Source organism: Mycobacterium sp. NGS17, from assembly GCF_059813205.1.
Genome location: NZ_JCALED010000002.1, coordinates 18,275 through 38,931, shown reverse-complemented (window position 1 = coordinate 38,931; position 20,657 = coordinate 18,275). Strand labels below are relative to the sequence as shown.

Below are 20,657 nucleotides of genomic sequence, written 5' to 3'. Positions count from 1 at the left end.
GCCGCTCACAGCCGCGAGTTGGACATCGCCTCGCCGAGTGCCTCCGGGATCTCGGGAACCCGCGCGATCGCGTCCAGGAGCGCGTGCGCGCACGCGTCGGCGAGCTTCTCGGCGTCGGTGGAGGGGTCGATGATCCGCTGCCGGCAGATCTCGAAGGTCAGGGCAAGCCAGCCGTTCAGGATCACCCGCAGGTGCCGCTCGACGTCGGGCGCCATGCTGGCGGCGTTGACCTCACCGAGCAACCGGTTGATCCGCGACATGATGTGTTCCATCTGGCGGTTCTTGGCGTCGTCCTCGACGCCCAACAGGACCGGGTCGGACCGGCCCAGGCCGACGTACGCGGCCCACGCGGCCTCCGGGTTCTGCTCGTGGTAAGCCATGTAGGCCAGCACGCCGACCCGGATCTCCTCGTACATGGTCAGACCGGTCGCGTCGTCCATGTTGGTGTTCTCGTACAGGCGGTCGGCCTCGTCCTTGACGACCGCAGCGAAGAACGCGCGCTTGTCGGGGAAATAGTGGTACATCAGGGCCCGAGACACTCCGGCACGTTCCGCGATCTCATCGATCCGGACCTCGTCGTAGGGTCGCTTCCCGAAGACCTCTGCTCCTAAGGCGAGCAGCTCAGCGCGTCGATCCTCGGGGGATAAGCGCCTGCGGGCGGTTGGCATGTGTCAGATAGTACCCATGGGACATAAGCCCCTAGCCACATTGGAATCATCCGAACTCCACAGCGCGGACCGGCGATAAATCGCCGGAATAATTGACGGTATCGGCACTTTGGCGCGGGTAGGCCTTCGGCGAGTCCACTCCGGATTCGCGCCCGCCGCGGGTGGGGGTGAGAAGACGGCGGACGAAAGCGGATGCCCGCGCCGCGCACCTTCGTGCCCCGCCGATGACCTGGCGCTGGGCCTCACATCGACGCCGTTTACCGGGGTTTGCCACGGGGTATGTGAATTCGTGCGCATTCCGCAGCTACCAGCGCAGGCACTGCCGCCCTGTAACTAATGCGACGTAGCGAGCGATGAACTCAGCGCGGGGTTTCCAAGGGGAGGTGAACAACGATGCAGAAAGCGGACGCGCGATCGGGCGGTGACCGCTTGGGCCAGGAGGACGGCGAGGTGAACGCCGCGATCCGTTTCGCCGTCCTGTCCACGTTGGCCGCCGTCGGTTTCCTGTTGATCGCCGCGGTATGGGTCAGTACCTGCCCGGGGGTGGGCGTGGACATGGTGGCGTGTGGCCCACCGCAGCGCACCCTGCTGGCGTTCGGGGGCCCGCTGATCGCGCTCGGCGCCGGGATCTGGGCTTTCGTGCGCACCTATCTGGTGTGGAAGGCCCGGGGGACCTGGTGGGGGTGGCACGGCGCGGGCTGGTTCCTGCTCACGGCAATGGCGCTGATGGTCGCGATGGGCGTCGCGCCGATCGCCGGTCCGGTACTGGCCCTTTAGGTTTGTCCTCCCGCGTTCTACCGTTGAAGGTGCGGTGAGGAGCAGCTATGGGAGACACCTACCACGACCCCGTCGACCATCTGAGGACAACGCGGCCGCTCGCCGGCGAGTCGCTGATCGACGTCCTGCACTGGCCCGGATACCTCTTGGTCGTCGCGGGCGTGATCGGGACCTGCGGCAGCCTTGCGGCCTTCGCCAGCGGACATCACCACGAGGGCATGACGGCGGGAATCGTCGGGTTGATCGCCGCGGTGCTGGGGCTGGCCTGGCTGGCGGTGGAGCACCGCAGGATTCGCCGGATCTGCGATCGCTGGTACACCGAACATCCGGACGTGTACCGCCAACGGCCGGCCAGCTAGGGCGGGCCGCCGGCTAATTGACACGCGTCCCGGCGGTCGCGCGTTTTCTTCGCGTGACCTGCCTCGACACCACCGGTGTGATATTCCGCATCAAAGATGATTGCGGGGTTACGGGCGTGAACTTGTGGGTATCAGGTGTGCACCATGATGAGTGCCGGAACGGTTGCGTGGTCACCCCATCATGGGGTTCGGAATCACGAACACACCGAAGATATGTATGCCTACTGCGACGACCACCGATATGACCTGCGTGGCCCCGGCGATCACCGAACAGCGCCGGTGCCGGCGCTACCGGATGTCGGTCGTGTGAGGCCCGCCGACGGCGGGCCGAATACCCGGCGGCGATCATGACTAACCGGCTCGAACCCGAGGTCCATGGCGGACTGCGGAGCAGTAGTAGTGTCAGTCGAACATTGCCGGGAGACCATATGAACGATGCTGGATTGCACGCTAACAAGCGTCCGCGCGGCCATCGCGCCGTCGAACTTCACGTTGCTGCGCGACTGGAGAACCTGGCGATGCTGCGCACCCTGGTCGGTGCCATCGGCACCTTCGAGGACCTGGATTTCGATGCGGTGGCGGACCTTCGGCTCGCGGTCGACGAAGTGTGCACCCGGTTGATTCGTTCGGCCACTCCCGACGCGACCCTGATCGTCGTGGTCGACCCCCAGGACGACCAATTGGTAGTGGAAGCTTCGGCGGCATGCGACACTCACGACGTGGTGGCGCCCGGAAGCTTCAGTTGGCACGTGCTGACGTCGCTCGCCGACGACGTCCAGACTTTCCACGACGGCCGCGAACCCGATGAAACCGGCAGTGTTTTCGGCATCACACTGACGGCGCGACGGGCGGCCTCCAGCAGGTGACAGCGCGAGCTGCCGGCGGTTCGGTTTCTCGTCCGAACGAATACGCCGATGTTCCGGACATGTTCCGTGAGTTGGCCGCTGTCGCGCCCGACTCGATGGAAATTCAGCGTCAACGGGACAAGATCGTCGAGCGCTGCCTGCCGCTCGCCGACCACATCGCGCGCCGCTTCGAAGGCCGCGGCGAACCGCGGGACGACCTGGTTCAGGTGGCGCGCGTCGGGCTGGTCAACGCGGTGGTCCGATTCGACGTCGACGCCGGCTCGGACTTCGTCTCCTTCGCGGTGCCCACGATCATGGGGGAGGTCCGCCGCCACTTCCGGGACAACAGCTGGTCGGTGAAAGTCCCGCGGCGGCTGAAGGAACTGCACCTGCGGCTCGGCACCGCCACCGCCGACCTGTCGCAGCGGCTGGGCCGGGCGCCCACCGCGACCGAACTCGCCGCGGAGCTGGACATGGACCGTGAAGAGGTGGTCGAGGGGCTGGTGGCGGGCAGCTCCTACAACACCCTGTCCATCGACAGCGGTGGCGGCGGCGAGGAAGAGGAAGCCCGCGCGATCGCGGACACCCTCGGTGACGTCGACACCGGCCTGGACCGGATCGAGGATCAGGAATCGTTGCGTCCGCTGCTCGAGGCGCTGCCCGAGCGGGAACGGACGGTGTTGGTGCTGCGATTCTTCGAGTCGATGACGCAGACACAGATCGCCGAGCGGGTCGGCATCTCACAGATGCACGTGTCGCGGCTGCTGGCGAAGTCGCTAACGCGGCTCCGTGACCAGTTGCAGTAGCGGCGGGGACTGGTCTTCGACCCACAGCGGTTCCAGCAGCGGCTCGGCCTGCTGTGTCGTCACCGGCAGCGTCGCGTCGGGGTCGCACACCCGCAGCAGCCTGGCTACCGCCGGGCTGGGCGCCATGGCCCAGGACACCTGAGCGCCCGAACATGCCACATTGATCCGGTGCAGGGCCGAAAAGCCCGCGGTACCAATGAATTTGAGGCCGCGCAGATCCAGGATAACTCGCCGGCAGCGGCTGGTGCCCTGCTGCACGTACGCGACGAGCTGATCGGCGTTGGCCGCGTCGAGCTCGCCGTCCACGGTGATCAGGGCTCCCGCCGGGCCCCAGCGGGCGGTGAATTGTGCTGTGCGGCTTTGTTGCCAAGATTGCGCCACAGACATCGCTGACTCCATCCCATTCAGGGAGATCCTGCTATCGATACGTCAGCCACATGCAAAGAGTTCGGAGAAGATGGGAATTCGGCCTACCCCCACGTCACCGACGTATCCCGGGCGGCTGTGAACTCAACCTTGTCCGAACCCTACTCGCGACAGCGAGGGGCGACAACGTTGTCTGGGAAAACTCTCAGCCAGCGCTACTTGATTTCGGCGAGCACCGTGCCCTGCGTGATGGCGGCGCCGGCCTCGACCGCGAGTCCGGTGATCACACCGTCCTTGTGCGCGGTGACCGGGTTCTCCATCTTCATCGCCTCGAGCACCACCACCAGGTCGCCCGCGGCAACCTCCTGGCCTTCCTCGACCGCGACCTTGACCACGGTGCCCTGCATGGGGGCGGTCACCGCGTCACCGGAGGCGGCAGCACCCGCGTGCCCCCCGCGCTTGCGCGCCTTGGGCTTCTTGCGGATGACGCCGGCCGGGTCCGCCGCGCCGCCGCTGGACAGCGCCAGATCCCCGGGCAGCGACACCTCGAGCCGGCGGCCGCCGACCTCCACGACCACCTTCTGGCGCGGCCGGGCGTCCTCGTCGTCCAGCGGCTCGCCGCCGGTGAACGGTTCGATCGTGTTGTTCCACTCGGTCTCGATCCAGCGGGTGTGCACCGAGAAGCCGTCACCGTCACCGATGAAAGCCGGGTCGGACACCACGGCGCGGTGGAACGGGATGACCGTGGCCAAGCCTTCGACGTGGAACTCGTCCAGCGCCCGGCGCGAGCGCGCGAGCGCCTCCTCGCGGGTGGCGCCGTACACGATCAGCTTGGACAGCATCGAGTCGAATTGACCGCCGATGACCGAGCCCGCCTCGACGCCCGAGTCGAGGCGGACGCCGGGGCCGGTCGGGATGTCGTAGCGCGTGACCGGGCCGGGCGCGGGCAGGAACCCGCGTCCGGCGTCCTCGCCGTTGATCCGGAACTCGATGGCGTGCCCGCGCGGCGTGGGGTCCTCGGTGAGGTCCAGCTTCTCGCCGTTGGCGATCTTGAACTGCTGCAGCACCAGGTCGATGCCGGCGGTCTCCTCGGTGACCGGGTGCTCGACCTGCAGACGGGTGTTGACTTCCAGGAAGGAGATCAGGCCGTCCTGGCCCACCAGGTATTCGACGGTCCCGGCGCCGTAGTAGTGCGCCTCCTTGCAGATCCGCTTCGCCGACTCGTGGATCTCCTTGCGCTGCGCGTCGGTCAGGAACGGAGCGGGGGCCTCCTCCACCAGCTTCTGGAAGCGGCGCTGCAGCGAGCAGTCGCGGGTGCCGGCGACGATCACGTTGCCGTGCTGGTCGGCGATCACCTGCGCCTCGACGTGGCGCGGCTTGTCCAGGTAGCGCTCGACGAAGCACTCGCCGCGGCCGAACGCCGCGACGGCCTCACGGGTGGCCGACTCGAACAGCTCGGGGATCTCCTCGATGGTGCGGGCCACTTTCATGCCCTTGCCGCCGCCGCCGAACGCCGCCTTGATCGCGACCGGCACGCCGTATTCCTGGGCGAAAGCCACCACCTCGTCGGCGTCCTTCACCGGGTCGGGGGTTCCGGGCACCAGCGGGGCCTGCGCGCGCGCGGCGATGTGGCGGGCGGTGACCTTGTCACCGAGATCGCGGATGGACTGCGGGCTGGGCCCGATCCAGATCAGGTTCGCGTCCAGGACCGCCTGGGCGAAGTCGGCGTTCTCCGACAGGAAGCCGTAGCCGGGGTGGATGGCGTTGGCGCCCGACTTGGCCGCCGCGTCAAGGAGTTTGCCGAAGTCCAGGTAGGACTCCGCGGACGTTTGGCCGCCCAATGCGAACGCCTCGTCGGCCAGACGCACGTGCGGCGCGTCGGCGTCGGGCTCGGCGTACACCGCCACGCTGGACAGGCCCGCGTCGCGGGCCGCCCGGATCACCCGGACTGCGATTTCGCCGCGGTTGGCGACGAGCACCTTGGAGATCCTCGAGCTGGCGTGAGTGGCCACAGCGCCTCCTGTTCGGCATCACCGCAGACGCATTTCTGCGGACTTCTCTAAGAGAATTTCTTACAACGAGTTCACGGGAAGTCTAAGCGCCGCGCCGTTCGGCCCGACGAGGCGGTCCGGATTTGTGGGGTTTCTAAGCACTCTCGCGCAGCCTGCGCTTGATGCGGGCGAGCATCGCCGACAAGCCGCGCAGCCGAAGCGGGCTGATCAGCGCCGCCAGCCCGAGGTCGGCGTAAAAATCCTCGGGCACCGCCAGAATGTCGGCGGCCGGCTGTTCGTCGAGACCGGCGGCCAGGATCGACGCGAACCCCCGCGTGGTCGGCGATTCGGCCGGCGCGCTGAAGTGCAACCGCACCCGCTCGGGGTCGCTGGCGTCCACGTGCAAAAACAGCGGGGTCTGGCATTCGGGCACCGGCTCCATGGCCGCCTCTTCGAGATCGGACGGCAGCGCCGGGAGCTCGTTGGCGAACTCCAGCAGCAGCGCCAGCTTGTCCTGGCCCTCGACTTCGGCGAAGTCGGACACCACCTCTGCCAGCGGCGCGGGCATGCTCATCGGGGCGCCATCAGACTTCGACGGTGCCCGGCTCTTCACCCGCCACGATCGGCGTGCGGACGGTGTTGCCCCACTCCGTCCACGATCCGTCGTAGTTGCGCACCCCGGGCTTGCCGAGCAGATGCGTCAGCACGAACCAGGTGTGGCTGGAGCGCTCGCCGATGCGGCAGTAGACGACCGTCTTGTCGTCGGGCTCGATGAAGCCGTACAGCTCCTCGAGCTCCTCGCGGCTGCGGAACCGCCCGCTCTCGTCGGCCGCCTTGGCCCAGGGAATCGACCGGGCGGTGGGGATGTGGCCGCCGCGCAGCACGCCTTCCTCGGGGTACTCGGGCATGTGCGTCCGTTTGCCGGTGTACTCGTCGGGCGAGCGGACATCGATCAGCGGCTCGCTGCCGAGGATGCCCAGCACGTCGTCCTTGAAGGCGCGGATCGGTGCGTCGTTGCGGGTGACGACGGGATAGCCGCTGGAGGTCTTGGTGGGCACGTCCAGCGTCGTCTCGCGGCGTTCGGCCAGCCAGAGGTCGCGGCCGCCGTTGAGCAGCCGCACGTCGGGGTGGCCGAACAGCGTGAACACCCACAGGGCATAGGCCGCCCACCAGTTGCTCTTGTCGCCGTAGATCACCACGGTGTCGTCGCGGGCGATGCCCTTGCGGTCCATCAGCTCCGCGAATTGCTCGCCGTTGATGTAGTCGCGGACCCGGGGGTCGTTGAGGTCGGTGTGCCAGTCGACCTTCACGGCCCCGGGGATATGACCGACGTCGTAGAGCAGGACGTCCTCGTCGGATTCGACGATCGCCAGGCCTGGGGTGCCTTGGTTGGCGGACAGCCAGTCGGCGGTGACGAGTCGCTCGGGATGGGCGTAGGCCTGCAATGTCGGGCTCGGATCGGGTGGTAATGCCACGCTGCCGAGCCTACCGCCAGCTTCCGAAACGGCCAGCAGGTCAGTGCTTGCGGACCACCCGCTCGGGCACGCCGGGATTCCAGATGGTGACATCCATGTGGCCGTCGCGGACCTCGACCGCCGATGCCCCGGTGACATCGGCGCCGAGCAGGTCGAATCGCTGATCGCGCAGGTCCAATCCGGTCTCGGAGAACAGCGCCTCGGCGAAGCGCCGGTGCACCGCGCCGTAGGGAACGACGCGCGCCAGCCCCCACAACTTTGCGTCCCCGTCGGTCACCTCGGTGTCGACCGTCGCGGTGTGCAGACAAAACCTCGGGTCGCGCGCCAGATCGAGGAACTTGGTGGTGGCCGGCATCCCCGGCAGCCACAACTCGTCCTCGAAGATCCGCGGCTCCATCGGGCTGATCCGCGGGAAGCCGTCGGAGCGCAGGGTGGCCAGCATGCACAGGTTGCCGCTGGCTCGATGGCGACGGGTGAAGATGCCGGCGATGCGCGGCGCTTGGGCGGTGAACTCGGTCCACGTGGTCATGGCTTGACCCTAGGGTTCGGGCCCGACGTGTACTTCGGCGGCGAAAGCGCGAGCGGCCCTGCGGATTCAGCGGCTCGGCGGTGCCGTCCACAGCGCGGACACCGACAGCCCAGCCCGCCCCAGCAGCGACCGCAGCAGCGGCAGGCTGACGCCGATCACGTTGGACGGGTCGCCGTCGATGCCGTCGACGAACCAGCCGCCCAGGCCGTCCAGGGTGAAGCCGCCGGCCACGTGCCACGGCTCGCCGTGGGCGACGTACGCGCGCAGGTCCGCGTCCGTTGGGGCGGCGAAATGCACTGTGGTGCATCGTGATTCGACTTCGCGGTGGGTGATGGCGCCGTCGCGCAGCCGCAGCAGGCAGTGCCCGGTGTGCAGTTCGCCGGAGCGGCCGCTCATCACGCGCCACTGGGTCGCGGCGGCCTCGGCCGAACCGGGCTTCCCGCACAGCCGGCCGTCGATGGACAGCATCGAATCACAGCCGATGACAACGCAATCGGCCGCGACTCGGGCGTCGAGCTCGCCCGCCACCCGTTCGGCCTTGGCCCGGGCAAGCGCGCACACCACGTCGCGCGGCGGCGCGTCCGGGCCCAGCGCGGCGGCGACGGCATCCTCGTCGACGCCCGAGACCACGACCACCGGATCGACGCCGGCCTGGCGCAGCACCTTGAGCCGGCCGGCCGACGCCGAAGCCAGCACCAGGCGGGTCAATGCCTCATGTGGGTCATTTGCTGGAACGTGAGCCGCTGAAAGTTGGTCATCGCGAAGCGCAACCGGTCGACCGGCAGACCCCAGCGGGTCCGCTCGGGCTGCTCGGGATCCGGCGCACCGCCGGCACAGCCCAGCACCGCGACGAGCGCGGCCACCTCCTCGGCGGTGGGCTCACCCTTGAGGATCTGGATGTGCGGCTCGTGCGCCTCGGGCGTGGCCTCGGTCTGAGTCTCGGTCATAGGGGGATGTTCCCGTGCTTCTTGGGGGGCAGGTGCGAGATCTTGCGTTCCAGCAGGCGCAGCGCCGTGCCGATGTAACCGCGGGTGTGCGACGGCGGGATCACCGCGTCGACATAGCCCCGCTCGGCGGCGACATACGGGTTGACCAAGGTGTCCTCGTACTCCTGCTGCAGTTGCAGCCGCAGCGCGTCGACGTCCTTGCCCTCCTTGGCGGCCTCGCTCAGTTGCTTGCGGTAGACGAACCCGACCGCACCGGAGGCGCCCATCACCGCGATCTGCGCCGACGGCCACGCCAGGTTGACGTCGCAGCCCATGTCCTTGGACCCCATCACGCAGTAGGCGCCGCCGTAGGCCTTGCGGGTGATGACGGTGATCTTCGGGACCGTGGCCTCGCCGTAGGCGAACAGCAGCTTGGCGCCGCGCCGGATGATGCCGTTGTACTCCTGGCCGGTGCCCGGGAGGAAGCCCGGCACGTCCACCAGCATGATGATCGGGATGTTGAAGCAGTCGCAGGTCCGCACGAACCGCGCGGCCTTCTCCGAGGCGTTGATGTCCAGGCAGCCGGCGAACTGCGTCGGCTGGTTGGCCACGATCCCGACCGGGCGGCCCTCGATGCGGCCGAAGCCGACGACGATGTTCTGCGCGTAGCCGCCCTGGATCTCGAGGAACTCGTCGTCGTCGAGGATGCGGGTGATCACCTCGTGCATGTCGTAGGGCTGGTTGGGCGAGTCCGGGATCAGCGTGTCGAGCTCGAGGTCCTCCTCGGTGAGGTTGTCCTCGATGGCGCCCGGGGGATGCGGCTCGGCGTAGCGCGGCGCGTCGGTGGCGTTGTTGGGCGGCAGGTAGCTCAGCAGGTCGCGGACCCAGTCGAAGGCGTCCTGCTCGCCGGAGGCGACGTAGTGCAGGGTGCCCGACTTGGCCATGTGCGTGTGGGCGCCGCCCAGCTCCTCCATGGTGACGTCCTCACCGGTGACGGTTTTGATGACGTCGGGCCCGGTGATGAACATCTGGCTGGTCTGGTCGACCATGACCACGAAGTCGGTCAGGGCGGGCGAGTAGACGTGCCCACCGGCGGCCGCGCCCATGATCAGGGAGATCTGCGGGATGACGCCGGACGCCAGGATGTTGTTGCGGAAGATGCGGCTGTACAGGCCGAGCGACACGACGCCCTCCTGGATCCGCGCGCCGGCGCCGTCGTTGATGCCGATCAGCGGGCGACCGGTCTTGATCGCCAGGTCCTGGATCTTGACGATCTTCTCGCCGTACACCTCGCCGAGGCTGCCGCCGAACACCGTGGCGTCCTGGCTGAAGATGCACACGTCGCGGCCGTCGACGGTGCCGTAGCCGGTGATCACCCCGTCGCCGAGCGGGCGGTTGTGCTCCAGGCCGAAGTTCTTGCTGCGGTGCCGGGCCAGCGCGTCGAGCTCCACGAACGAGTCCTCGTCGAGCAGCGCGAGGATGCGTTCGCGGGCGGTCAGCTTGCCCTTGGCGTGCACCTTCTCGACGGCCTCTTCGCCAACCGGGTGCAGTGACTCTTCACGCCGCTTGTGCAGCTCGGCCAGCTTGCCCGCGGTGGTGTGGATGTCGATGCTGTGCTCGGCGGCCGGTTCCGCAGTGTGGTCGGTAACGCTCGTCATGGGAGTCGAGCTTAGCGGCGCGGTACTCTCCGCTGATGCACGCCCGCCCGTTGGGAACCGCGGATTGGGCGGCCGAATGCGACGTGCTGGTCGCGGGCTCGGGCGGCGGCGGCGTGACCGGTGCGTACACCGCGGCGCGCGAAGGCCTCGACGTGCTGCTGGTCGAGGCGACGTCAAAATTCGGTGGCACCACCGCCTACTCCGGCGGGGGCGGCGTCTGGTTTCCGTGCAATCCCGTGCTGGTCCGCGCCGGCATGGACGACGACACCCTCGAGGACGCGCTCACCTACTACCACGCCGTGGTCGGCGACCGGACCCCGCGCGAGCTGCAGGAAACCTATGTCCGCGGCGGCGCGCCGCTGATCGAGTACCTGGAGGCCGACCCGAACCTGAAGTTCGTGCCACTGCCGTGGCCCGACTATTTCGGCAAGGCGCCCAAGGCGCGGCTGGACGGCCAACGCCACATCGCGGCCAAGCCGCTGAAGGTGGACGCCGCGCCGGAACTGCGCGAGGCGATCCGCGGTCCGCTGGACACCGACCGGCTCGGCGCCCAGCCCCCGTCGGACTACTACCTGGGCGGCCGCGCCCTGATCGCGCGATTCCTCAAGGCCATCGGCCAGTACCCGACGGCGTCGCTGCGCCGTGACGCCGCCCTGGTCGAGCTGGTGCTGTCCGACGGTCGGGTCACCGGCGCGATCGTCGAGACCGCCGGGCAGCGTAGCGCCATCCGCGCCCGCCGCGGAGTGCTGCTTGCCGCCGGCGGCTTTGAAGCCAACGAGGAGCTGCGCCGCCGCTACGGCGTGCCGGGAACGTCGCGAGACACCATGGGCGGGCCGGGAAGTCGCGGGCAGGCGCTGCAGGCCGGCATCGCCGCGGGCGCCGACACCGACCTGCTCGACCAGGCCTGGTGGTCGCCCGGCATGACCCACCCCGACGGCCGGTCGGCGTTCGCGCTGTGGTTCACCGGCGGCATCTTCGTCAACCAGGACGGCGACCGGTTCGTCAACGAATCCCGGGCGTATGACCGCGCGGGCCGCGAGATCATCGCGCAGCTGCGCGACGGCTCGATCACGTTGCCGTACTGGATGATCTACGACGATAGGGAGGGCGAGGTGCCGCCGGTGAAGGCGGCCAACGTGTCCATCGTCGAGACCGAGAAGTACGTCGCCGCCGGCCTGTGGCACACCGCGGACACGCTGGAGGAACTGGCCGCCAAGATCGGCGTTCCGGGTGAGCGGCTGGCGGCAACCGTGGCCCGGTTCAACGCCTTTGCCGCCGCAGGCGTCGACGAGGACTTCGGCCGCGGCGACGAGGCCTTCGACCGCGCGTTCTGCGCGGGAGCGTCGCCGCTGGTGCCCATCGACTCGCCGCCGTATCACGCCGCCGCGTTCGGCATCTCCGATCTGGGTACCAAGGGCGGCCTGCGCACCGACAGCGCGGCGCGGGTGCTCGACACGTTCGGCAATCCGATCCCCGGCCTGTACGCGGCGGGCAACACCATGGCCGCGCCCAGCGGCACCGCGTATCCCGGCGGCGGCAACCCGATCGGAACCAGCATGCTGTTCAGTCATTTGGCCGTGCTGGACATGCGCGACCGTCGGCCCTGAGTTCTAGGCTGGGTGCGGTGACAGAACGAGATCAGCTTCGAGCACCGTTGGACGAGAGCGCATTGCGCGCCGAGTTGATCGGCACCGGGCTGGGCTGGCGCAGGCTCAAGGTCGTCGAGCAGACCGGCTCCACCAATGCCGACCTGCTGGCGCGCGCGGCCTCGGGCGACGACGTCGCCGGTGCGGTGCTGATCGCCGAGCACCAGACCGCGGGGCGGGGCCGGCACGGCCGCGGCTGGTCGGCCACGCCGCGGGCCCAGATCACGATGTCGGTAGGGGTCAGCGTCGTCGACGTCCCGACCACCGGATGGGGCTGGCTGCCGCTGGCGACCGGGGTGGCGGTGGTGGACACGGTGACCCCGTTGCTGTCGGGCACCGGGGTGCAGGCGGGTCTCAAATGGCCCAACGACGTGCTGGCCGGCCCGCCGGATGCGCCGGGCAAGCTGGCCGGAATCCTCGCCGAGGTGAACAAGCCCGTCGTCGTTATCGGCTTGGGGCTCAACGTGACTCAGTCCGCCGACGAGATCGACGGCCCCGGCGCGACGTCGCTGCTCGACCTGGGCGTCGCCGCGCCGGACCGCACCGAGCTGGTGTCGGCCCTGCTGCGGGAGCTGGGCCGGCGGATCGTGGCCTGGCGCGCGGCGCGCGGGGCCGACTGGGCGCTGGCCGCCGACTACCGGGCGCGCAGCCTGACCATCGGCAACCGGGTCCGCGCGCACCTGCCCGGCGGCAAGCAGGTCGACGGCACCGCGAGCGCAATCGACGACCAGGGCAGGCTCTGCCTGGAAAGCGGCGGGCAGACCGTCGTCGTCGCGGCCGGCGACGTGGTGCATTTGCGCTAGTCGGGCGCAAAATGTCGCGTTGCACAGCTAATGTCGGCGGGCATGGGCTACCCGGATAACGTTCTGGCCGCCGGCGAACATGTCATCGTGCACCGCCACCCGCACTGGAAGCGGCTGATCTGGCCGGTGCTGGTTCTCATCGGAGTGACCGGGCTGGCCGCATTCGGCTCCGGATACCTCAACTCGACGCATTGGGAACAGCTCGCCAAGAACATCATCTACGGCGTCATCTGGGGGATCTGGCTGGTGATCGTGGGCTGGCTGACGCTGTGGCCGTTCCTGAGTTGGCTGACGACCCATTTCGTGGTGACCAACCGGAGGGTGATGTTTCGCCACGGGGTGCTGACCCGCACCGGCATCGACATCCCGCTGGCCCGGATCAACAGCGTGGAGTTTCGCGACCGGATCACCGAGCGGATGTTCCGCACCGGGACGCTGATCATCGAATCGGCATCACAGGATCCGTTGGAGTTCTACGACATTCCGCGGCTGCGCGAGGTACACGCGCTGCTGTATCACGAAGTCTTCGACACCCTGGGTTCCGAGGAATCGCCCAGCTGACCCAGGCGGCCGGCGCGGTTGCGCCAAGAGCGCAGCAGCGTGACGTTGCCGCCCTCGATCTCGTCCTCGAAGACCTCGGCGATACCGCCGGCGGTAAGCGCGGACTCCAGCGCCTTCTCGGGGTCGCGCGCGAACTGGTCGGGAAACACCCAGCGCCGGAACGCCCAGAACCGGAACGCCATCTGCAGCAGGTTCCCGATGATGTACGCCGAGATGAAGTCGGCGACGTTTTCCACCGCCAGCGACACCGTCGGCTCGCGCAGCTGCAACACGTAGCTGGAGAACCACAGCGGCGCCATGGAGAGCAGCACCCCGACGCCGCTGAAGGCGAAGAACAGCAGCGCCTCGTGGTGGCGCTCGCGGCCGCCGCGGTTGCGGAAGCTCCACTCCCGGTTCAGCACATAAGACGCGATGACCGCGACAATGCCCGCAATCACCTTTGCGGTCACCGGTTTGGGTTCGAGAATTGTCAGCTTCAGCGTGTAGAAAATCGCCGAGTCGATGACGAATGTGGTTCCGCCGACGATGGCGAATTTGATCAGTTCGTGATGGCGTTGCAAATAGGGCTGCATAACCCTAGGTAGACGCGCGATCGTGGCTTCGGCGAAGGACACAACACGTCAGTCTACGGACGGACCCAAATTCGACGCAAAATCCTACATAACAATTCGGCGTCGGCCCCGGTCAACACGCCTTTGGCGCCGGAGAGTTTCGCCGTGACACCATGATGGCCGTGTCGACTCCACGCGTACCGGGCGCAGCCCCCGTCGCAGCTGCCCGCGCCGTCCCGCGCGCCGTCCCCGTGGTCGCAATGGTCGGTGGCGGCCAGCTCGCCCGGATGACCCACCAAGCGGCGATCGCTTTGGGGCAGACGCTGCGGGTACTGGCCACCGCCGCCGACGAGCCGGCCGCGCTGGTGGCGCCCGACGTCGTGCTCGGTTCGCACACCGATCTCGACGACCTGCGCGGGGTGGCCGCGGGCGCCGACGTGCTGACGTTCGACCACGAACACGTGCCGAACGACCTGCTGGAGAAACTGGTCGCCGAGGGTGTGAACGTGGCGCCGCCGCCGCAGGCCCTGCTGCACGCGCAGGACAAGCTCGTCATGCGCCGCCGGCTCGAGGCCCTCGGCGTTCCGGTGCCCCGCTACGCCGAGATCCGGGGCGTCGACGAACTCGACGCCTTCGCGCGACGCATAGCTGGCCCGGTGGTGGTGAAGGCGATCCGCGGCGGCTACGACGGACGCGGGGTGCGGATGGCGCGCGACCCGTCGCACGCCCGGGAGATCGCGGCCGCCTTCCTGGCCGACGATGTGCCGCTGATGGCCGAGGAGCAGGTGAACCTGCGCCGCGAACTGTCGGCCCTGGTGGCCCGATCACCGTTCGGCCAGGGCGCGGCGTGGCCGGTCGTCGAGACCGTGCAGCGAGATGGCATCTGCGTGCAGGTGATCGCGCCCGCGCCCGAGCTGCCCGCCGAACGGGCCGCCGCCGCGCAGCAGCTGGCGTTGCGGCTGGCGGCCGAGCTCGGCGTGGTGGGGGTGCTCGCCGTCGAGCTCTTCGAGACGGTCGACGGCGAACTGCTGGTCAACGAACTGGCGATGCGGCCACACAACTCCGGGCACTGGACCATGGACGGCTCGCGCACCAGTCAATTCGAGCAGCACCTGCGCGCGGTGCTGGACTACCCGCTCGGCGATACCGACGCCATCGCACCGGTGACCGTGATGGCCAACGTGCTGGGCGCGGCCGAAACCCCGGAGATGAGCGTCGACGAGCGGCTGCATCACCTGTTCGCGCGGATGCCCGACGCGCGCGTCCACCTCTACGGCAAACAAGAACGTCCCGGCCGCAAGGTCGGCCACATCAACTTCGTCGGCTCCGGGCCGGCGGACCGGGAAAGCGTGGGGAAGCTGCGGGAACGCGCCGGCCTGGCGGCACACTGGTTGTCACATGGGCGGTGGCCGGACGGATGGGATCCACATGCCGGCGACGATCAACAGGGCAGTGCGATCGGAAAAGGCGGGAGAAGCGGCATAGATGACCATGACTAGAGCGCCTCGCGTCGGGGTGATCATGGGCAGCGACAGCGACTGGTCGGTGATGGCCGACGCCGCCGCGGCGCTGGCCGAGTTCGACGTGCCGGCCGAGGTCCGGGTCGTCTCCGCGCACCGCACCCCGCAGGTGATGTTCGATTACGCGCGTGAGGCGGCCGGGCGGGGCATCGAGGTGATCATCGCGGGGGCCGGGGGAGCCGCGCACCTGCCCGGAATGGTCGCGTCCGCGACGCCGCTGCCGGTCATCGGCGTGCCGGTGCCGCTGGCGCGCCTCGATGGGCTGGACTCGTTGCTGTCGATCGTGCAGATGCCCGCGGGGGTACCGGTGGCCACGGTGTCCATCGGGGGCGCCCGCAACGCGGGCCTGCTCGCCGTGCGCATCCTCGGCTCCTCCGACCCGGCGCTGCGGGCGCGGATCGTCGCCTTTCAGGAGCAGCTGGCGGACAGCGTGCGGGCCAAGGATGAGGCGCTGCAGCAGCGTCAGGGTAGGGTTACTGGCCAGTAGCCTGGCGACGAAGTGGGCCGGCTAGCGGCCCGCGGACAGGTCGGGCGGATTTGGCAGAGTGCAAGGAGGCCGACATGGCTCAGTGGGCCGGAGACCCCAACTTTGATTTGTTCCAATTGCCCGAGGAACACGTTGAGCTGCGGGCGGCGATTCGCGCGCTGGCGGAGAAGGAGATCGCTCCGCACGCCGCCGACGTAGACGAGAATTCGCGCTTCCCGCAGGAGGCCCTGGACGCGCTGAACGCGTCGGGCTTCAACGCGGTCCACATCCCCGAGGAATACGGCGGTCAGGGCGCGGATTCGGTCGCCGCATGCATCGTGATCGAAGAGGTGGCCCGCGTCGACGGCTCCGCCTCGCTGATTCCGGCCGTCAACAAGCTGGGCACCATGGGCCTGATCCTGCAGGGCTCGGAGGAGCTGAAAAAGCAGGTGCTGCCAGCCCTGGCCAAGGACGGGGCGATGGCCTCCTACGCCTTGAGCGAGCGCGAAGCGGGTAGTGACGCGGCGTCGATGCGGACCAAGGCCAAGGCCGACGGGGATGACTGGATCCTCAACGGCACCAAATGCTGGATCACCAACGGCGGCAAGTCGACCTGGTACACCGTGATGGCGGTGACCGATCCCGACAAGGGCGCCAACGGCATCTCGGCGTTCATGGTGCACAAAGACGACGAGGGCTTCTCCTTCGGCCCGAAGGAAAAGAAGATGGGCATCAAGGGCTCACCGACCACGGAGTTGTATTTCGAGAACTGCCGCATTCCGGGCGACCGGATCATCGGCGAACCCGGCACCGGGTTCAAAACCGCACTGCAGACCCTCGACCACACCCGCCCCACCGTCGGCGCGCAGGCCGTCGGCCTCGCGCAGGGCGCGGTGGACGCCGCCGTCGCCTACACCAAGGAGCGCAAGCAGTTCGGCAGGTCGATCTCGGACTTTCAGGGTGTGCAGTTCGAGCTGGCCGACATGGCGATGAAGGTCGAAGCGGCCCGGCTGATGGTCTACACCGCCGCGGCTCGCGCCGAACGCGGCGAGCCGAACCTCGGATTCATCTCCGCGGCCGCAAAGTGCTTCGCCTCCGACACCGCCATGGACGTGACGGAGGCAGCCGTGCAACTGTTCGGCGGCGCCGGCTACACCACCGACTTCCCTGTCGAGCGGATGATGCGTGACGCCAAGATCACGCAGATTTACGAGGGCACCAATCAGATTCAGCGCGTGGTGATGTCGCGAGCGCTGCTGCGCTGACGGCTTTTCGGCGATGCTGTTGCGAAGAGTCGAGCCGCACCGCTTAGGATCTGCACTCGGTGCGTGAAGTCCACACCGACGATCGGTAAACAGTCACCGACTTACGTCCGACCACTGTCATCACAGAGCAAAGGGCTATCGCGGCAAAGGGGTCTGCAGTGCAGAACGTGCCTTTCGATGCCGGTCCACAGATGGCTGGGATTTGATGCCTGTGCGCGCTCCGGTGACCCCGACGGCTAGTTGGCAGTCACTGTCGTTGCTGCTGGTCGAGGACGACCGCGCCGACGCGGTCCTGGTGGAAGACCTGATCACCGACGCGGTCACCGACACCCGGGTGGTGTGGGCGAAGTCGATGGCGCACGCGGAACGCGAGCTGGAATCCGCCCGGCCCGACTGCGTGCTGCTGGATCTGCACCTACCCGACGCCAGCGGGATCGACGCGCTCAACCGCATCGCCAACCTCGACGCCACGGTGCCGATCGTGGTGCTGACCGGGCTGAACGACGAGTACTTCGGGGCTTCGGCGGTGGCAGCCGGCGCCCAGGACTACTTGGTCAAGGGCCGGGTCGAGCCGGAGATGTTGCGCCGGGCGCTGCTGTACGCCATCGAGCGCAAGCGCGCCGAACTCATCGCGGCGGATCTGCACGCGACGCAGCTGCGGGCCCGGGAGAACGCGCTGCTGGAACGGGGCCTGCTGCCCTCACCGCTGCTGCTGGACAACCCGGGCGTCGACATCGTCGCCCGCTACCGGCCGAGCCGCGAAGACGCATTGCTGTGCGGAGACTTCTACGACGTCGTCCAAACGGCCGACCGGGTCGTGCACGTCCTGATCGGCGACGTCGCCGGGCACGGTCCGCACGAGGCGGCGCTGGGCGCGGCGTTGCGGATCGCGTTTCGGGCGCTCACCTTCGCCGGTGTGCACGGCGTCGAACGGATGCGCCAGCTCGAACGGGTCTTGTATTCGGAACGAACCCAAACGGGAATCTTCGCGACGGTGCTCAGCCTCGAGATCTCGCCCGACACCCCGCGGGTCAGCGTCATCCGTGCCGGGCATCCGCCGATCCTGGTACAGGCCGGGGGAACCGTCCGATGGCATGAGCCGGCGGGTGGCCCGGCACTGGGCCTGCATGCCGGCGATTGGCCGTCCGAGGAGCTGGACTTACCGACCGGGCACGCCCTGCTCTTGCTGACCGACGGGCTCTTCGAGGGATATTCGGGACAGGGCACGGAACGCCTCGGCGAGGACGGCCTGCTCGCCCTGGCCCGCGCGCACGCGGATCAGCCCGGCCCCGCGTTCGTCGACGCGCTCATCAACGGTGCCCAGACGCTCGCCCAGCCACGCGGCGGCCTGACCGATGACATCGCCGTACTGCGCATCGAAAGGACTACCACGTGATCGCGTCGCGTCCGCTTCGGTTCACGGAGCTCACCGTGCGGGGATGGCTGGCGTTGGTGCTGTGGGTCATGGGCGTGACGGTGCTCGTCGGGGCGTTGGTCGGCGCCGTGTTGCTGCATCGCACCGACGAGGTGTCGCGCCAGATGGCGCAGAACATTCAGCCGGCGCGCGTCGCGGCGGCACGCCTGCAGGCGGCTCTGCGTGACCAGGAGACCGGCATGCGCGGCTACCTGATGGCCGCCGACCGGCAGTTCCTCGCGCCGTATTACGACGGGCAGCGCGCCGAACAGGCTGCGGCCGACGAGATTCGGCGTCTGGTCGGCGGCCGCCCGGAGCTGATAGCCGATCTGGACGCGGTGGAATCCGCCGCCGCCGACTGGCGGACAAACTATGCCGAACCACTGATCGCCAACGTGGCTCCCAAGACGCCCACCTACCTCAGCCCCCGCACGGCCGACATGGGCAAGGTCAAATTCGACCGTCTACGTGAGCTTTTCGATACGCAGAACACCCATCTGGCGGCGGCCTCCGCGGCGGCCACCAACGAGCTCAACGAGATCAACGGCTGGCGCGATTGGGTGCTGGGCACCACGGTGCTGATCGTCATCGGGGCGGCCCTGGTGCTGGGGCTGCTCAGTCGCGCCGCGGTCACCCGGCCGATCGCGGCGCTGGCCGCGGCCTGCCGGCGGATCACCGAGGGCAATTTCGACGAGACGATTTCACCCCCGCGCCGGCCCAGGGACATTCGGAAGATGGCGATCGACGTGGAGGACATGCGCAAGCGCATCGTCTCCGAACTCGCGGTGTCGCAGAGTGCGCAGGCGCAGCTGGACGAACAGGCCGCCGAACTACGGCGATCCAACACCGAGCTCGAGCAGTTCGCCTATGTGGCCTCCCATGACCTGCAGGAGCCGCTGCGCAAGGTGGCGTCCTTTTGCCAGCTGCTCGAAAAGCGCTACGGCGACAAGCTCGACGAGCGTGGCATCGAGTACATCGGGTTCGCGGTCGACGGCGCCAAACGCATGCAGGCGCTGATCAACGACCTGCTCACCTTCTCGCGGGTCGGCCGGCTGGGCACCACCGAAACCGAGGTGCAGCTCGACGCGACGCTCGATGCCGGCCTGGCCAATCTGGCTGTCGCAGTTGAGGAAACGGACGCCCAAATCGTGCGCCCGGCGCAGCCGCTGCCACAGATCCTCGGCGATCCCATGCTGCTGACGATGCTGTGGCAGAACTTGATCGGCAACGCAATCAAGTTCCGGCACAAGGACCGTGCGCCCCGCGTCGTCATCGAATGCGCGCCCGGGACCGGCATCCACGACCGCGAATGGCTGCTGAGTGTGGCCGACAACGGCATCGGCATCCCGGAGGAATTCTCCGACAAGGTCTTCGTGATCTTCCAGCGGCTGCACGGCCGGGATGTGTACGCCGGCACCGGAGTAGGCCTGGCCCTGGTCAAGAAGATCATCGAGCACCACGGCGGCACCGTCCGAATCGACACGTCCTACACCGAGGGGACCCGATTCGAATTCACCCTTCCCATGCCCGAACCCGTCGACGAAGCAGACTCGGTTGCTTTGGAAGGAGCGCATCAATGACCACGCCGGAAGGCAGAGCAATCGACATCCTGCTCGTCGAGGACGACCCGGGCGACGAGCTCATCACCCGAGAAGCGTTCGAGCACAACAAGCTCAAGAACCGCCTGCACGTCGCACACGACGGGGAGGAAGGCCTCAACTACCTTTACCGGCGCGGTGAATTCGCCGACGCGCCGCGGCCCGACCTCATCCTGCTCGACCTGAATCTGCCCAAATACGACGGCCGCCAGCTACTTGAGAAGATCAAGTCCGACCCCGACCTGGCGCGCATCCCGGTCGTGGTGCTCACCACGTCCTCGGCCGAGGAGGACATCCTCAAGAGCTACAAGTTGCACGCCAACGCCTACGTCACCAAACCCGTTGACCTGGACCAGTTCATGAAGGCCGTCCGGCAGATCGACGAGTTCTTCGTTCAGGTCGTGCGGCTGCCGGGCAACGGGGCCTAGCCGGG

General features: G+C 68.2%; 23 protein-coding genes. 13 read left to right on the top strand and 10 right to left on the bottom strand.

Features of this window, described 5'->3' with window-relative positions; all coding sequences use genetic code 11:
- Positions 1–5: 5 nt before the first annotated feature.
- The gene (locus AC5Y7E_RS04280; RefSeq protein WP_499920402.1) at positions 6–668 is read right to left on the bottom strand and encodes a TetR/AcrR family transcriptional regulator; all 663 of its coding nucleotides are present in this window, start codon (positions 666–668) and stop codon (positions 6–8) included.
- A gap of 393 nt (positions 669–1,061) precedes the next feature.
- Between AC5Y7E_RS04280 and AC5Y7E_RS04275 the strand changes: the two genes are divergently transcribed.
- From AC5Y7E_RS04275 to AC5Y7E_RS04260, 4 genes are all read left to right on the top strand, one after another.
- Positions 1,062–1,445, top strand: coding sequence for a hypothetical protein (locus tag AC5Y7E_RS04275; RefSeq protein ID WP_499920401.1), 384 nt, complete (start codon positions 1,062–1,064; stop codon positions 1,443–1,445).
- A 47-nt stretch (positions 1,446–1,492) separates the two neighbouring features.
- Positions 1,493–1,804: a protein UsfY gene (usfY, locus tag AC5Y7E_RS04270; RefSeq protein WP_499920399.1), complete on the top strand. Its 312-nt coding sequence runs from the start codon at positions 1,493–1,495 to the stop codon at positions 1,802–1,804.
- Positions 1,805–2,232: 428 nt separating this feature from the next.
- Positions 2,233–2,670, top strand: coding sequence for an ATP-binding protein (locus AC5Y7E_RS04265; protein WP_499920396.1), 438 nt, complete (start codon positions 2,233–2,235; stop codon positions 2,668–2,670).
- Positions 2,667–3,455, top strand: coding sequence for an RNA polymerase sigma factor SigF (locus tag AC5Y7E_RS04260; protein WP_499920394.1), 789 nt, complete (start codon positions 2,667–2,669; stop codon positions 3,453–3,455). The genes AC5Y7E_RS04265 and AC5Y7E_RS04260 overlap by 4 nt, the downstream gene beginning before the upstream one ends.
- Here the strand turns inward: AC5Y7E_RS04260 and AC5Y7E_RS04255 are convergent.
- From AC5Y7E_RS04255 to AC5Y7E_RS04220, 8 genes are all read right to left on the bottom strand, one after another.
- The gene (locus AC5Y7E_RS04255) at positions 3,426–3,854 is read right to left on the bottom strand and encodes an STAS domain-containing protein (RefSeq protein ID WP_499920393.1); all 429 of its coding nucleotides are present in this window, start codon (positions 3,852–3,854) and stop codon (positions 3,426–3,428) included. The two genes, AC5Y7E_RS04260 and AC5Y7E_RS04255, sit on opposite strands and share 30 nt — an antisense overlap.
- 182 nt (positions 3,855–4,036) lie before the next feature.
- On the bottom strand, positions 4,037–5,833 hold the full coding sequence (locus AC5Y7E_RS04250; protein WP_499920392.1) for an acetyl/propionyl/methylcrotonyl-CoA carboxylase subunit alpha: 1,797 nt from the start codon (positions 5,831–5,833) through the stop codon (positions 4,037–4,039).
- A 133-nt stretch (positions 5,834–5,966) separates the two neighbouring features.
- Complete coding sequence (locus AC5Y7E_RS04245; RefSeq protein ID WP_067938364.1) at positions 5,967–6,386, bottom strand: SufE family protein; 420 nt, start codon at positions 6,384–6,386, stop codon at positions 5,967–5,969.
- 10 nt (positions 6,387–6,396) lie between these two features.
- Positions 6,397–7,287 carry a sulfurtransferase gene (locus AC5Y7E_RS04240; protein ID WP_499920390.1) on the bottom strand — a complete coding sequence of 297 codons (891 nt, stop codon included), beginning with the start codon at positions 7,285–7,287 and terminating at the stop codon, positions 6,397–6,399.
- A 40-nt stretch (positions 7,288–7,327) separates the two neighbouring features.
- The gene (locus AC5Y7E_RS04235) at positions 7,328–7,816 is read right to left on the bottom strand and encodes a pyridoxamine 5'-phosphate oxidase family protein (RefSeq protein ID WP_065053361.1); all 489 of its coding nucleotides are present in this window, start codon (positions 7,814–7,816) and stop codon (positions 7,328–7,330) included.
- Between the two features lie 66 nt (positions 7,817–7,882).
- Positions 7,883–8,524: a Maf family protein gene (locus AC5Y7E_RS04230; protein ID WP_499920389.1), complete on the bottom strand. Its 642-nt coding sequence runs from the start codon at positions 8,522–8,524 to the stop codon at positions 7,883–7,885.
- Entirely contained in the window at positions 8,521–8,763 is a 243-nt protein-coding gene (locus tag AC5Y7E_RS04225) for an acyl-CoA carboxylase subunit epsilon (protein ID WP_499920388.1), read from the bottom strand. The genes AC5Y7E_RS04230 and AC5Y7E_RS04225 overlap by 4 nt, the downstream gene beginning before the upstream one ends.
- Positions 8,760–10,400, bottom strand: coding sequence for an acyl-CoA carboxylase subunit beta (locus tag AC5Y7E_RS04220; RefSeq protein ID WP_499920387.1), 1,641 nt, complete (start codon positions 10,398–10,400; stop codon positions 8,760–8,762). The genes AC5Y7E_RS04225 and AC5Y7E_RS04220 overlap by 4 nt, the downstream gene beginning before the upstream one ends.
- Positions 10,401–10,435: 35 nt before the next feature.
- On the opposite strand from AC5Y7E_RS04220, the gene AC5Y7E_RS04215 reads away from it, so the two are divergent.
- Genes AC5Y7E_RS04215 through AC5Y7E_RS04205 form a run of 3 tightly spaced genes read left to right on the top strand, consistent with a single transcriptional unit; the run spans position 10,436 to position 13,410 of the window.
- Entirely contained in the window at positions 10,436–12,007 is a 1,572-nt protein-coding gene (locus tag AC5Y7E_RS04215) for an FAD-binding protein (protein WP_499947626.1), read from the top strand.
- 17 nt (positions 12,008–12,024) lie between these two features.
- A complete protein-coding gene (locus AC5Y7E_RS04210; RefSeq protein ID WP_499947624.1) occupies positions 12,025–12,849 on the top strand; it encodes a biotin--[acetyl-CoA-carboxylase] ligase in 825 nt (274 codons plus the stop codon).
- 42 nt (positions 12,850–12,891) lie between these two features.
- Complete coding sequence (locus AC5Y7E_RS04205; protein WP_067128527.1) at positions 12,892–13,410, top strand: PH domain-containing protein; 519 nt, start codon at positions 12,892–12,894, stop codon at positions 13,408–13,410.
- Here AC5Y7E_RS04205 and AC5Y7E_RS04200 read toward each other — a convergent pair.
- Positions 13,365–14,024: a GtrA family protein gene (locus AC5Y7E_RS04200; protein WP_499920378.1), complete on the bottom strand. Its 660-nt coding sequence runs from the start codon at positions 14,022–14,024 to the stop codon at positions 13,365–13,367. The two genes, AC5Y7E_RS04205 and AC5Y7E_RS04200, sit on opposite strands and share 46 nt — an antisense overlap.
- A 110-nt stretch (positions 14,025–14,134) precedes the next feature.
- Here AC5Y7E_RS04200 and AC5Y7E_RS04195 point away from each other — a divergent pair, with 110 nt between their 5' ends.
- From AC5Y7E_RS04195 to AC5Y7E_RS04170, 6 genes are all read left to right on the top strand, one after another.
- Entirely contained in the window at positions 14,135–15,460 is a 1,326-nt protein-coding gene (locus tag AC5Y7E_RS04195) for a 5-(carboxyamino)imidazole ribonucleotide synthase (protein WP_499947623.1), read from the top strand.
- Positions 15,447–15,968 (top strand): 5-(carboxyamino)imidazole ribonucleotide mutase, encoded by a 522-nt coding sequence (gene purE, locus AC5Y7E_RS04190; RefSeq protein ID WP_499920374.1) that lies wholly within the window; start codon positions 15,447–15,449, stop codon positions 15,966–15,968. Before AC5Y7E_RS04195 ends, purE begins: the two co-directional genes overlap by 14 nt.
- Positions 15,969–16,042: 74 nt before the next feature.
- The gene (locus AC5Y7E_RS04185) at positions 16,043–17,212 is read left to right on the top strand and encodes an acyl-CoA dehydrogenase (RefSeq protein WP_499920372.1); all 1,170 of its coding nucleotides are present in this window, start codon (positions 16,043–16,045) and stop codon (positions 17,210–17,212) included.
- Positions 17,213–17,417: 205 nt separating this feature from the next.
- Positions 17,418–18,608, top strand: coding sequence for a PP2C family protein-serine/threonine phosphatase (locus AC5Y7E_RS04180; protein WP_499920371.1), 1,191 nt, complete (start codon positions 17,418–17,420; stop codon positions 18,606–18,608).
- On the top strand, positions 18,605–20,206 hold the full coding sequence (locus tag AC5Y7E_RS04175) for a sensor histidine kinase (protein WP_499920369.1): 1,602 nt from the start codon (positions 18,605–18,607) through the stop codon (positions 20,204–20,206). The genes AC5Y7E_RS04180 and AC5Y7E_RS04175 overlap by 4 nt, the downstream gene beginning before the upstream one ends.
- Complete coding sequence (locus tag AC5Y7E_RS04170; RefSeq protein WP_083097908.1) at positions 20,203–20,652, top strand: response regulator; 450 nt, start codon at positions 20,203–20,205, stop codon at positions 20,650–20,652. The genes AC5Y7E_RS04175 and AC5Y7E_RS04170 overlap by 4 nt, the downstream gene beginning before the upstream one ends.
- Positions 20,653–20,657 lie beyond the last annotated feature (5 nt).